This is a genomic window from Vibrio sp. SCP2, from assembly GCF_059295395.1.
Genome location: NZ_JCAFVV010000003.1, coordinates 202,563 through 215,058 on the forward strand (window position 1 = coordinate 202,563; position 12,496 = coordinate 215,058).

The 12,496-nt window shown below is 44.4% G+C and carries 9 protein-coding genes and 4 tRNA genes; 1 reads left to right on the forward strand and 12 read right to left on the reverse strand.

Going from position 1 to position 12,496, the window contains the following annotated elements; genetic code table 11:
• Window positions 1-76: 76 nt before the first annotated feature.
• From AC5O63_RS12010 to AC5O63_RS12025, 4 genes are all read right to left on the reverse strand, one after another.
• Entirely contained in the window at window positions 77-1,258 is a 1,182-nt protein-coding gene (locus AC5O63_RS12010; RefSeq protein ID WP_494505151.1) for a hypothetical protein, read from the reverse strand.
• A gap of 8 nt (window positions 1,259-1,266) precedes the next feature.
• Window positions 1,267-2,061: an outer membrane lipoprotein-sorting protein gene (locus AC5O63_RS12015; protein WP_494505152.1), complete on the reverse strand. Its 795-nt coding sequence runs from the start codon at window positions 2,059-2,061 to the stop codon at window positions 1,267-1,269.
• Between the two features lie 12 nt (window positions 2,062-2,073).
• Entirely contained in the window at window positions 2,074-4,455 is a 2,382-nt protein-coding gene (locus tag AC5O63_RS12020; RefSeq protein ID WP_494505153.1) for an efflux RND transporter permease subunit, read from the reverse strand.
• A 183-nt stretch (window positions 4,456-4,638) separates the two neighbouring features.
• Window positions 4,639-5,427: a TetR/AcrR family transcriptional regulator gene (locus AC5O63_RS12025; RefSeq protein WP_171326017.1), complete on the reverse strand. Its 789-nt coding sequence runs from the start codon at window positions 5,425-5,427 to the stop codon at window positions 4,639-4,641.
• Between the two features lie 226 nt (window positions 5,428-5,653).
• Between AC5O63_RS12025 and AC5O63_RS12030 the strand changes: the two genes are divergently transcribed.
• Window positions 5,654-6,733: a PQQ-dependent sugar dehydrogenase gene (locus AC5O63_RS12030; protein WP_494505154.1), complete on the forward strand. Its 1,080-nt coding sequence runs from the start codon at window positions 5,654-5,656 to the stop codon at window positions 6,731-6,733.
• Between the two features lie 28 nt (window positions 6,734-6,761).
• Here AC5O63_RS12030 and AC5O63_RS12035 read toward each other — a convergent pair whose 3' ends face one another.
• The 8 genes from AC5O63_RS12035 to uvrY all read right to left on the reverse strand — a co-directional run bounded on the left by AC5O63_RS12035 (window position 6,762) and on the right by uvrY (window position 12,383).
• The gene (locus AC5O63_RS12035) at window positions 6,762-8,234 is read right to left on the reverse strand and encodes a diguanylate cyclase domain-containing protein (protein WP_494505317.1); all 1,473 of its coding nucleotides are present in this window, start codon (window positions 8,232-8,234) and stop codon (window positions 6,762-6,764) included.
• A gap of 348 nt (window positions 8,235-8,582) precedes the next feature.
• A tRNA-Gly gene (locus AC5O63_RS12040) sits at window positions 8,583-8,658 on the reverse strand.
• Between the two features lie 18 nt (window positions 8,659-8,676).
• A tRNA-Leu gene (locus AC5O63_RS12045) sits at window positions 8,677-8,763 on the reverse strand.
• A gap of 72 nt (window positions 8,764-8,835) precedes the next feature.
• Window positions 8,836-8,911 (reverse strand) — tRNA-Gly (locus AC5O63_RS12050).
• Window positions 8,912-8,914: 3 nt separating this feature from the next.
• Window positions 8,915-8,988: transfer RNA gene (locus AC5O63_RS12055), tRNA-Cys, on the reverse strand.
• Window positions 8,989-9,226: 238 nt separating this feature from the next.
• On the reverse strand, window positions 9,227-9,784 hold the full coding sequence (gene pgsA / locus AC5O63_RS12060; RefSeq protein ID WP_004746679.1) for a CDP-diacylglycerol--glycerol-3-phosphate 3-phosphatidyltransferase: 558 nt from the start codon (window positions 9,782-9,784) through the stop codon (window positions 9,227-9,229).
• Between the two features lie 77 nt (window positions 9,785-9,861).
• On the reverse strand, window positions 9,862-11,691 hold the full coding sequence (gene uvrC / locus AC5O63_RS12065; RefSeq protein ID WP_239854398.1) for an excinuclease ABC subunit UvrC: 1,830 nt from the start codon (window positions 11,689-11,691) through the stop codon (window positions 9,862-9,864).
• Between the two features lie 47 nt (window positions 11,692-11,738).
• Window positions 11,739-12,383 carry a UvrY/SirA/GacA family response regulator transcription factor gene (gene uvrY / locus AC5O63_RS12070; protein ID WP_004746682.1) on the reverse strand — a complete coding sequence of 215 codons (645 nt, stop codon included), beginning with the start codon at window positions 12,381-12,383 and terminating at the stop codon, window positions 11,739-11,741.
• Between the last annotated feature and the right edge of the window lie 113 nt (window positions 12,384-12,496).

A 12,496-nucleotide genomic window follows, 5' to 3' on the forward strand; every position in this document is an offset into this window, starting at 1 on the left:
ACGCAAAAAGGGAGCTAGATCAGCTCCCTTATTATTGGAATCGAGATCACTATTAAAAACAGTGAATCTGATCACTTTAAAAATAGTACTCCAGCGATAGCTCGATAAAGTCATCTTTACGCGCAAAATAGAGCAAGTCGCTTGGTGTTTCGTTTTCAAACAGCCAAGCATCAAGAGTCCAAGATAAGTGATTGGTGAGTCGACTTGAAGCTTCCAACTTCGCGCTGTAGACATCACTGTTATCGAGATCCTGGGTGACGCCCAAAAGAATCTCAGTGCTGTCTTCGTCGTTGAGTGCCAAACGCGTTCCTGCAAAGATGTCGTTTTGTCCGATGGTTTGAGCATTATTACCGCGGCTATCGTAAAGATACTCGGCAATCAAACCTAGATCCCAAACCGTATCAAACACGCCAACAATCGTGTATTCAAAGCCAGACACGAGCCCCGTATGGTGATCGAAACTGTCTCGGTAGATAGTTTCAAGTTTCCACAGCCAATCGCCCACAATGCCTTGTACATCGAGACCAACCTGTTTCGCCTGCGCATAGTATGGCTTCACTTCACCACCAGCCAAACGAAAGTAGGGATCACGATTAGTACCTTGGAAATAGCTCAATCCGACATCCCAATCACCGTACATCTGCGAATATCTCAGCGCAAAATCGACATGCTTTTCTTCCCGCGAAGATTCATAGATGGCGTCTTTAGATACTGGCAATGTAGGACGTAATCGACCATCCTTGCCCGAAAACGTACGCTCTCTAAAGTAAGGCAACACCATGGCATCTATGGTTCCCCACTCTTTGATCGAGGTAAAATGAACCATAGGTTGGCCGAGCTTATCTTCGCCATCAACCGCTTCAATAGCGTCAGTTTGATTAACAACATCGACTAAATGGGCAGATTCAGTCACTCCCCAAAATACCTTGCCAATTCCTACTCTGATTTCATAGTCATCCCAATAGTTTAGATAGAGCGCTTCACGGATATCGCCATGGGTTCTTTCATCATCTAAGCTGTCAAAACGGTAAAAAGGCGTAAAGGTAAAATCTGCGCTCTCTCCCAACTGCCAGTAAAACTCAGGCTGTAGAACCAAAGAACTCTGACCTTTTCCCTGCCCCTGCTCTCCGTCTGAGAAAAACTGCCTATGCTCTACATTAGCTTGTCCTGCGAACTCAAAAGCGTGACATTGTAACGCAACCAAGGTCAATATGGCGTTGGCAGAAAGTCTGCCAGCTGTACTTAATAGATCCTTCATATCGCCTCTTACTTCATACGCTTAAGAACATTCTTTTCAAAATCCTTTTCTCTCAATCCAGTTTGAAAATCGAGAGCGCTCGTGGTCAGCGTAGTGCTTTTACCTGTTTGGTGATTCACCATTGCCATAGAATGTGCGCGCCAGTACTGACTGAGGTACTGTTTGTATTGGTCAAACTGCAAGGTTTTTAGCAGCGCGCCTTTGCGATCATAGAACTCAACCTTCAGCGGGCGATAATGCTCCTTATCCAACCAAACAAGTTGCTTGGTATAACCAGAGTTCTTGTCGGTTGGGATCTGTTCAAGCAGGTAAGTTGGTGTGCCATTAACCTCTTTATCGCCTAAATAGTTGAAGGTGTACTTCTCCAGTTCAAAAGAGCTTAAATCCTCATAGGCAAACTCGCTGCCCATAAAAGGCCCGGACTTATTACGTGAAGAGATACGTTTAACACGCTTCAACGCAGGTAAATACAGCCATTGATCATCGGCCTCAATACTATGTGAATGGTTAAGAAAAGCAGTCCCCTTAACATCTCGCGGCTGATCGAAGATGGTAAGACCTTTATCGCCATCACCGTCGATTTCGAACGACTTTAAGCGCATTTCACGCGTACTGCTTTCACCCTGGGCGTTCTTTAGAATCATCTTCATTGTCGCAACCGAATCACCCCAACCTTCATCACGAGCTTTACGCTCAGTAGCAATTTCTAACCCTCGCTCTGGTGAAGCCACGACTTGGCTAGAAAACACAACCATGGCTGAAAGGGCAACTGCCTTGATCATTGATTTTGTTTGAGTATTCATAATGAAATCCTTTTAGCTTTGGGTTTGTGTAATTGGGGTTGAACGAGTTTGTTGTGGCTTAATTTCTTCTTCTTCAACGTAGCTAGCGGTATCAAAACGCATCAGCACCGCAGGTAAGAAGATAAAGTCGACCACAAGGGCAATAAAGATCACCATGGCGCTGAGCTGGCCCATATCGGCGTTAAGTCTAAAGCTCGACATAGCCAAAACTGAGAAACCCGCGACTAACACAACAGTAGTGATCCATAATGCGCGCCCGACAGTGTGGAAGGCATAGCGCACCGCTTGTTCAGCAGATTGCCCTTGTTTACGTGCACGTTGATATTTAGATAAGAAGTGAACCGAATCATCGACAACGATGCCTAGAGTCAGAGTCACGACAACCGATAATCCCAGGTTAATTTCACCTGATAGAAGCGCCCATAAGCCAAATCCGATAATGGCTGGCGCCATGTTTGGCACGATACTGATCAACCCCAAGCGAGTTGAACGTAGCGCAAACACCATCAACGCAGAAATCAAGATTAAAGTGATAGGTAGTGTCGACAACATACTCGCCATATTCGTTTCACCGATATGGGCAAACATCAGTGACGGACTAGACGCGACAACCTGATACTGAGAAGCGTAAGTGGCAAACCAGTTGTAGATACGTTCTTCCAGTTCCACAAGCTCTACGCTGCCTAAGTTATCAACCGTCACAACCAGCTTGATAGACGACTTGTCGACGTTGATCTGGTTGTTAAGATCTAAGCCGTAAGGCAATGACATCTCATAAAGTAGCAAATACTGAGCGGCTAACTCTCTATCCAGTGGCAACTTATAGTAGCTGTCGTCATCTGCATGCATGTTCTTATTAAGGCGCTTATAAACGTCTGACAAGGTCGCGACATGGTCAGTCTCTGGTTGCAAGCGCAGCCAATTGGTAAAGTCTCCCATTGTTTTTAGGAATGTAGGATCGGCAATACCTTGCGATTCGCCAGTTTTGACCGCAATACTGATGTTTGTCATTCCACTGATGCGCTGTTCCATAAAGTCAGCCGCTTGGCGGAAATCACTACGCGAGTCGAAGTACTTAACGGACTCATCATTCACTTTATTCAGCGGTAGTAAACTTGCAGAAACGGCGATGACTAACGCAGAAATCGGTAATAGCGCCTTACGATAACGAACCACTTTGTCACCAAGCATGTCCATGAAGTCTTGCGATGCGGCTGTTTTCTCATCGACAGCTTTCACCTTGATAGGCAGCAATTTCAACATGGCTGGCAGCATAGTTACCGATAAGAAACAGGCAATCATCACTCCAAGTGCGGCCAAGTTACCGAAATCGCGCAATACTGGTGAGTCAGACATGTTCATCATCAAGAAACCAATAGCCGTCGTGACGGAGGTAATCACGATTGGCATAAAGTTGATAGCAACGCTTTGGTCTATCGCATAAGACTTGCTGTAACCTTTCTTAAGGTTTTGCCTCATGGTCGCGATAACATGCACGCAGTCAGCAACTGCAAGCGTCATTACTAAGGTGGGTATATTCACGGTTGCGGTACTTAAGAACATTCCGGCCCAGCCAGAGAGCCCCATAGTCGCAGCAACAGAACCTATGATAATGACTAGTGTCGCCACCACACTTAAGAACGAGCGTAGCATCAAGGTTAGGAATACAAGAATGACCAGTAGCATAGTAGGCACTAGCGTTGAACTGTCTTCTTGGGCAGAGGTCATAAACGCGTGGTTCATAGCTATGATACCGGCTTTATGGAACTCTACTTGCGGATATTGAGATTGATATTTGGCGAGCAACTGATCGATGTGAGTCACGATTTCAATCACTTCCGCCGTTTCGTCAATTTCAGGCATTTGGACAGTAACGTTAACCACTGTGACATCGCCTTTTTGCGAAATCAGAGAGTCTTTGATAACCGGCTCTGACAGTGCAATACGCTTGACCTTTTCAATCCGCTCTGGCGTTAAAGGGTAATCTTCCAGCAGCAAATCTTCGACGATCAGATCATCTTCGTAAGCTTCGGTGTGCTGATAGTTTGCGATAGAGTCGACACGGCTAGAATAAGGGACTTGCCATGCATCTTGAGTAAGCTGTTGAACCAAGGTCAGAATGTCAGGTTCAAACACATTGCCGCCAGCAGGTGCAATTACGATGGCAAGATTATCTGACTTTGCAAATGTCGTTTGAATCTCATCAAACGCTCTTAATTGAGCGTTTTGCCCATCGAAGAAGATATTGTAATCACCTCTAAAATAGAGATTTTTTCCTCCAATTGTTGATACAGTGACTATCGCCAGCGTTATAAGTAACACCCACCAGCTAAAGCGAGTCGGCATGGTCAGCCAAGTAGAAGGCTGTTTTGAATTATTTAGTTGAGCAGTCATCACACTCTCCATTTGTGACGTTTCGTCAAAAGCGGTTAATTAAAAACCAGCAAATGCTGGTACTTAAGTAACAACCCCTGAACCTGTTAATTAGATTCTGAGTATTAGTGCTTTATGTGACGATTCGTCAAAAATGGTGATTTTAAAAGCCCTTACGGGCTTTGATGACGGAATACTTTTAGCCTATCGACCTACAGACTCTAGATAATCTATCTCTTGGGCGAACAACTCTTGCTCTACTCTGCGCCAAGTTTTTCGATAATCCCACTCTGTCGATAGAGGCTTCCAAGCCAAGCCATCCAATAACATGTTGGCGTTATTGAGTACGGTATATGGATCTTGCAAACGATTGATACAATGGCTATTTGAAGCATTCTGTGTCAATGCATTTGAACCAAAAGCAATTGACCAGTTGGCAAATACGATAGCATCAGAGCCAATACCATGAGAGAACTTCAAGTCTCCCTGCTCTACTCCATTAAGTACAAGTTGATCAGCATGTTCAATCACTTGTTCTTCGAGAGTATTTAGCTCTTTTACCCTTTCTGGGGAGGCTTTCTCAAGGACCCAAGGGCTCTTTGCCATAATCGCACACGTTGACAGTACTGGCTCCATACGAGCGTAAATACGATAACCAACGTGGAGCGCAATCACCTTTTCACGGGTGTTGCCTTCAAATTCACCAGCGCGCGCAAACAAAACAGCCTCACTTTTCAGTGAATGTATGCACAGCGCCATAATCACGTCTTCTTTACTGCAAAAATGATTGTAAATCGTGCCTTTAGAATACGCACTCGCTGAAGTTAACTTGTCCATCGTCAAGTTACTCCACCCTTGCTCTTGAACAAGCGATTTCGCTAATAGAGTGAGTTCTACCTCTCTATCTGCAATCGCTTGCTGCTTTTTAGTCAAACCAAATGAGCAGCTGGAACCTTCTTTTTTATCACTCTTACTACAGCCAAAACCAAACATGATTATCTAATCCGTCTCAGTCGTTTACTCCCTAACCTTACTATTGTAACACGAATACCAATTACGTTATAAATACCATTAATGACGATTCGTCATTTTTGACACATCGTCATAATAGCGCATTTATTGATCATATCAAGAAAAAGTTAGGTAAAACATTCATGACAGTAATGAAATAACCCAAGTGCTACTATTGCTTGGTAAGCTAATTTCAAATGGATCTTGTATGAAAAAATTTTTAACGTTACTTGGCTTAGGAATATTCTCGACATCTAGTGTTTTCGCCAACAATTGGTACGCGGAACCCCTCGTGGCAGGCCTCAATGTGCCTTGGGGACTTAGCTATCTCGGCGACAGTAAAGTGCTCGTAAGTGAAAAAAATGGCACCGTTGGTGTGCTAAACCTTGAAAACAACACCTACCAAGACATTGGTAAAGTACCGGACGTACGAATTTCTGGTCAGGGAGGACTTCTCGACGTAGCCGTATCCCCTAAAGACTCAACACAAATCTATGTCACCTATTCAAAATCTGTTGGTAAAGCGATAGAAACCACACTCGCCAAAGCCGTTTACCAAAACGGTCAGCTGTCAACGTGGCAAGAGATGCTAGTGACACGATCAGGTTCCGATGGTGGACGTCATTTTGGCAGCCGAATCGCTTTTGATGCTGACCACTTATACATGAGTGTCGGAGATCGAGGAGAAAGAGACAATGGTCAAGATCTGACGACACACGCGGGAAGTATTCTCAAGTTGCAACTGAACGGCGACGCCGCTCAAGATAATCCTTTTATCGCTGAAGAAGGCAAGCTTGATGAGATTTGGAGCTATGGGCATAGAAACCCGCAAGGGCTGTTTTTTGATAGTAAGCAGAAAAGTCTATGGTCTATAGAGCATGGCCCACGGGGTGGTGACGAAGTGAACTTGATAGAGAAAGGGGCAAACTATGGTTGGCCTGTAACATCGCACGGTAAAGAATATTGGGGCCCAATCTCGGTGGGTGAAGCGACTGACAAAGAAGGAATAACCCCGCCTAAAAAAGTCTATATTCCCTCTATTGCCCCTAGCTCACTGATTCTTTACCGAGGCGACAAGTACCCTGAGTTATCAGGAAAGCTTTTAGCCGGCGCACTTAAGCTAACGCATATTAACGTCTTGACTGTCAAAGATGGCGAAATCATTGGTGAAACAAGAATTTTAGAAGAACTTGGAGAGCGAATTAGAGACATTGAAGCACTTCCCAATGGTGAACTTATTTTCAGTACCGATAGCGGTAAAATTTACCGTTTGGTCAAAGAGAGTTAGCCAAAATGAGCACGATATCGTGCTCATTTTATTTGTCGAGCTTACTCGACCAAATCACTTTGTTGCGACCACTTTGTTTACACTCATACAAGGCTTTGTCTGCGACGTTAAACATCGCTTCTTGCAACTCTTGATGGGTGTTGAAACCTTGATACATATTCTGCCTTTCGGCTATCGCTCCCCCGACGGAGATAGTGACAATACCATAAGGTTGGTTTCCTTGATGGGTGATAGCCATGCCTTCAATCTCGCGCCTTAAACGTTCAGTAAAGTTGGCAAGTTGCTCCGCTTCTGGCCTAGCACAGAAAATAACAAATTCTTCTCCACCATAACGAAAAGCTAAGTCTGAGTCTCGCGCCAGTTGTTTGATCTTCTTTCCAACCTGAGACAACGCGTTGTCGCCTTCCGTGTGCCCATAGATATCGTTAAAGGCTTTAAAATTATCTACATCACATACAATCAAACCAACATAATTGCCTTTAGCAAGATGGCGTTTTAAAAACGGCGTCGCGGTACGAGAATACTTATGTCGCGAGCCAAGTCCTGTGAGTGGGTCAGTATCCGATTTAGTGCGCAAGATATTTAGTTGGTTATCAAGCTTAATCAGCAAACCTTGATAAGCTCGTGCTAACTGACCTATCTCATCACTTCGATTCAGTTCGGTAAAATCTTTAAGATCGCTATTCGATTCTCCTGAGCGCATATGTTCAGCGAGAGACTTAAGGGGGGAAACTATCCAATGAGAAACCCAGCCGATTAATATCAAAGAAATGGCAAGCGCGACGATAGCCTCGGCAATAATCTCTTCAATCAATGAGCGCTGTAGTTGCGTCAGATCACTCGCATCAAATACTGCCCATACCTCACCACCGTTTTTATTGATTAAAGGTAAGACGACATTAAGGGTGCACAACTCCTCGTCAAGGTAGTAGGAGTCTGTGGTTGTTGCTGGCTTACTCCAAGGTATGAAGACATTATCATTGACGTAAAGGCTTTCGACTAAAGCTTCATGCTCACGTTTAATTCTGTTTTCAATAAACACCAGCTTTTTGTGTTTAATAACGTTGTCAGTGCCCGTCGCTTCAATTTGAGCTTTTAATGAATTGAGCTTTATCTCATGCTCAGTAATCTCTTCCTGTTTTACATCTGCACGCCAGAGGTAATCAAAACGTTTAAAAAACCGTATTTGGACTTTTTGATCGGAATAGTCGGAACGTCCTGCAATTTCCAAGAACTCCAGATCATCAATCGACGCTAGCATCTGCTTAGTGCTTGGCATAGTGAGGTTGGCGTAGTTGATTCCGGCAACGGAGCTCGATATCAAAGGAATATGTGGCGCTAAGGTGAGCTTGGCTATCGACGCAGAATAATCGATATGGCGGTGCCATTCACTTTGGTAACGCGTATAGCTAAAGCCGGTGACCAAAATAACGACCAGCAACAGATGCGATATCACCAACATCTGATTAATCGAAAATTTCGCGACAAACTTAGGTATCATCTTAGTCAAGGTTAGTGCTCGCTATTAACACTGTTCAATGACCCATTCGCGCTAAACAGGTTAAAGATATTTTGCTGAGCCGACGTATACGGAGAGTGTGGATAAGATCTAAACGACACGCCTAGATAGAAAGCATTGCAAACTAACCATTTTGATCTATCCATTCGGACTCATCCTACAACTCTTGGAGCGACTTCATATAAACGAACGTTTATTTTATTCGATTTATTAATAAATTCACACAATGAATGTTCAAAAATCAATCAGGACTTGAGAGTTGTTGCAGAGTTAAGATAGGCAAAGTGTATAACGCAAAAAACCCTAGCATTTCTGCTAGGGTTTTAAACTTGGAGCGACACACGAGGTTCGAACTCGTGACCTCAACCTTGGCAAGGTTGCGCTCTACCAACTGAGCTAGTGTCGCGTAATGCGTTAGATTAGATGGTGCCCCGGGCCGGACTTGAACCGGCACAGCGCGAACGCCGAGGGATTTTAAATCCCTTGTGTCTACCAATTCCACCACCAGGGCACACAAATCTAAATTTGTGATGGAGACACCATCCGTGATATCGACCCTTAAGGGAATCGTTATCAAATAATTTGGAGCGACACACGAGGTTCGAACTCGTGACCTCAACCTTGGCAAGGTTGCGCTCTACCAACTGAGCTAGTGTCGCAAATGGAGGCGCGTCCCGGAGTCGAACCGAGGTCCACGGATTTGCAATCCGCTGCATAGCCACTCTGCCAACGCGCCTCTGTCACACCAAGCTGAAGAGTTATTCACTCAATTCCTCTTGGGTACGGGATGCATTCTACGCATTCGAACTAATGAGTCAACACTAATTTTGAATTTTCGAATCGTTTGTCTATTAAACGTGCAAAACGACTCAAATTAACGAGTTTGTTAGCAAATAATTGAGCAAATCCACTGAGTTAATTGAGTTTGTGAAAATACGAGATACAAAAAAGCGGGCTATTGCCCGCTTTCAAAATCAGTGGTGTTCTTCACTCAGCAAATCATCTTTTGCTGCCATGAGATACTGCGCCATCGACCAGTAAGTAAGGAAGGTCGCAATGTACAATGCTGCATAACCTAACCAAATCATCCAATCATCGTAGCGCCAGATAAGCACCCACAAAGCGAACATCTGGCTCAGAGTCTTAACTTTACCCACCCAAGATACCGCCACACTCGCTCGTTTGCCGATTTCGGCCATCCACTCACGCAATGCTGAGATGATGATTTCACGAGCGATCATCGTCACTGCCGGAATAGTAATCCAAATGCTGTGGTAATGTTCGGTTATCAAAATAAGCGCAGTCGCAACCAGAACTTTATCCGCGACAGGATCAATAAATGCGCCAAAACGGGAGGTTTGACCCAATTTTCGAGCCAGCATACCATCTAGCCAATCTGTAAATCCAGCAACCCAAAACACCATTGCGGCGGCAAAAGGAGACCAGCTATAAGGAAGGTAAAACACAACGACAAATACTGGTATCAAGAAAAGTCGCAACAAAGACAATATGTTCGGGATATTTAAACGCATATTTAGTTAAGGCTCTTTTTGTTTGCGTATGGCTCTATTTGGTGCTTCAAACAGCGCCTTATGGTGCGGGATTTTTTCTATTGTTTCAATGCTTGATAAATGTTTTCTGCCAAAGAAACACTAATACCTGGTACTTTGGCGATTTCTTCAACACTGGCACGTTTAAGTTCTTGTAACCCACCCATGTATTTGAGTAGCGCTTGGCGACGTTTTGGCCCGACGCCCTCAATGCCTTCTAAAGCACTGGTTCTACGCGTTTTTCCACGTTTTGCTCTATGACCAGCAATCGCATGGTTATGACTTTCATCTCGAATATGCTGCATAAGATGCAGTGCAGGTGCGTCACTAGGAAGATTAAACTCATCCCCTTCCACCGTAATCAAAGTTTCCAGTCCTGGTTTACGAGTTACACCTTTTGCGATACCGATCAAATGTGGTCGCTTTGGCCAGTCTCCCCAATATTGAGAAATAATCTCATGGGCTCGATTGAGTTGCCCTTTACCACCATCGATAAATACGATGTCTGGAATCTTTTCTACTTCGAGTTGTTTCGAGTAACGGCGCTCTAGTGCCTGCCCCATCGCCGCATAATCATCACCACCAGTAATTCCAGAGATATTGTAACGACGATACTCTTGCTTAACTGGCCCTTCATGATTAAACACAACGCAGGAAGCAATCGTGCTCTCACCCATAGTATGAGAGATATCAAAACACTCCATACGCGTTATGCTCTCCATTCCAAGTAGCTCTCGCAGCTCTTTGAAACGCTGAGAAATCGTCATCTTATGATTGATCTTGGTCGTAATGGCCGTTAACGCGTTGGTATTAGAGAGTTTCAGGTATCTACCACGTGTACCCGTCGGATTTACATGAAAATGGACCTTACGTCCCGCAATACCTGAGAGCGCTTCAGCCAGCGAGTCAGAATCATCCATCAAACCTGTGTTGAGTATGATACGGGTTGGAATGGTTCTCGCTTCATTGTGGCTTAAGTAGTATTGACTGAGGAAGCTATAAAACACTTCTTGCTGAGTCGTACTATTTGGAATCTTGGGAAAATGGCTACGGCTGCCCAACACCTTACCTTGGCGAATCATCAAGATATGAATACAGGCAATACCATTTTCTTGGGCAAAGCCGAGCACATCCATATCGTCCATAGAGTCTTCGGAAACAAATTGCTGCTCTTGCACACGGCGTATTGCTTGAATCTGATCGCGGAACTTGGCTGCCTCTTCAAAACGTAAAGATTGGCTCGCCTGCTCCATTTTTTCGACTAAGGAGCTCAGAACTTGCTGGTCTTTGCCTTGTAGAAACAAACGTACTAAATCAACCAGCTCGCTATAGTCATCATCGGAAATGACACTACTGACGCAAGGCGCAGCGCAACGACCAATTTGATACATCAAACAAGGGCGAGTTCGGTTGCTATACACCGTGTCCTCACATTGGCGAACCGGAAATATCTTTTGGATTAGATGAAGCGTTTCTCGAACCGCACCTGAGTCGGGGTAAGGGCCAAAGTACTCCCCTTTACGCTTTTTTGCACCGCGATGCATCGAGAGCCTTGGATGCTTATGTCCGCTGACAAAGATGTACGGATAGGACTTATCATCGCGCAACAATACGTTGTATTTGGGCAGGTACTGTTTGATGTAATTGTGCTCAAGGATCAGAGCTTCTGTCTCGGTGTGAGTTACCGTGACATCAATTTTGGCAATATTACTAACGAGAGCACGCGTTTTCTCGCTATCGACTTTAATTCTGAAATAGCTTGAAAGGCGTTTTTTGAGGTCTTTGGCTTTACCAACATAGATAACCACAGCATCGGCGTTATACATGCGATAAACGCCGGGCTGATTGGTTACTGTTTTAAGGAAAGAGGCCGAGTCAAACTGGGTCATACCATTACCATGTATTGGATCTGAAAAACATTGATGGTAATGGCGCCTTATAATGTCTCGGTGTCGATCATTCCATGTCGAATCGCTAGGTGAGTCAATTCAACATCACCGCTAATGTCGAGTTTATTAAACAAACGATAGCGGTAGCTGTTTACCGTTTTAGGGCTGAGGTTTAACTGCTCTGAAATATCAGTCACCTTCTCCCCTTTGGTAATCATCATCATGATTTGCAGCTCACGCTCAGACAGATCGGCAAATGGGTTTTCCGAAGCCGGAGAAAATTGGCTAAGCGCCATCTGTTGAGCAATTTCTGGTGAGATGTAGCGTTGACCACTATTCACCATACGAATCGCGTTGACCATTTCATCTGGTCCCGCGCCTTTAGTCAGGTAACCAGCGGCACCTGCCTGCATCACTTTAGTTGGAAACGGATTTTCCGTATGAACAGTTAAAACGATGATTTTGACATCAGGATTAAAACGCAAGATCTTCTTGGTTGCCTCTAGGCCACCAATACCCGGCATATTCATATCCATTAAAATGACGTCAGCATGGTTGCTACGACACCATTTTACTGCTTCTTCACCGCTTTCAGCTTCCCCTGCTACGTTCATTCCACGGACGTCTTCAATAATACGTCGTATCCCTGTGCGAACCAGCTCGTGATCATCTACAAGGAAAACATTTATCAAACTTGTATCTCCACACTATTTAACTTGGCTCTGCTTCCACGCATTGTGGAATACAGTACAGCTGCCTAGTTTAACTCATAATACTAATTTCGCTTACTCTGAATATGTGCTGA

Bases quoted from the DNA above. Each gene is read 5' to 3' on its own strand.
- AC5O63_RS12020 (WP_494505153.1), bottom strand. From the start codon at position 4,455: ATGACTGCTCAACTAAATAATTCAAAACAGCCTTCTACTTGGCTGACC.
- AC5O63_RS12035 (WP_494505317.1), bottom strand. From the start codon at position 8,234: ATGATACCTAAGTTTGTCGCGAAATTTTCGATTAATCAGATGTTGGTG.
- AC5O63_RS12030 (WP_494505154.1), top strand. From the start codon at position 5,654: ATGAAAAAATTTTTAACGTTACTTGGCTTAGGAATATTCTCGACATCT.
- pgsA (WP_004746679.1), bottom strand. From the start codon at position 9,784: ATGCGTTTAAATATCCCGAACATATTGTCTTTGTTGCGACTTTTCTTG.
- AC5O63_RS12015 (WP_494505152.1), bottom strand. From the start codon at position 2,061: ATGAATACTCAAACAAAATCAATGATCAAGGCAGTTGCCCTTTCAGCC.
- uvrC (WP_239854398.1), bottom strand. From the start codon at position 11,691: ATGACCCAGTTTGACTCGGCCTCTTTCCTTAAAACAGTAACCAATCAG.
- AC5O63_RS12010 (WP_494505151.1), bottom strand. From the start codon at position 1,258: ATGAAGGATCTATTAAGTACAGCTGGCAGACTTTCTGCCAACGCCATA.
- AC5O63_RS12025 (WP_171326017.1), bottom strand. From the start codon at position 5,427: ATGTTTGGTTTTGGCTGTAGTAAGAGTGATAAAAAAGAAGGTTCCAGC.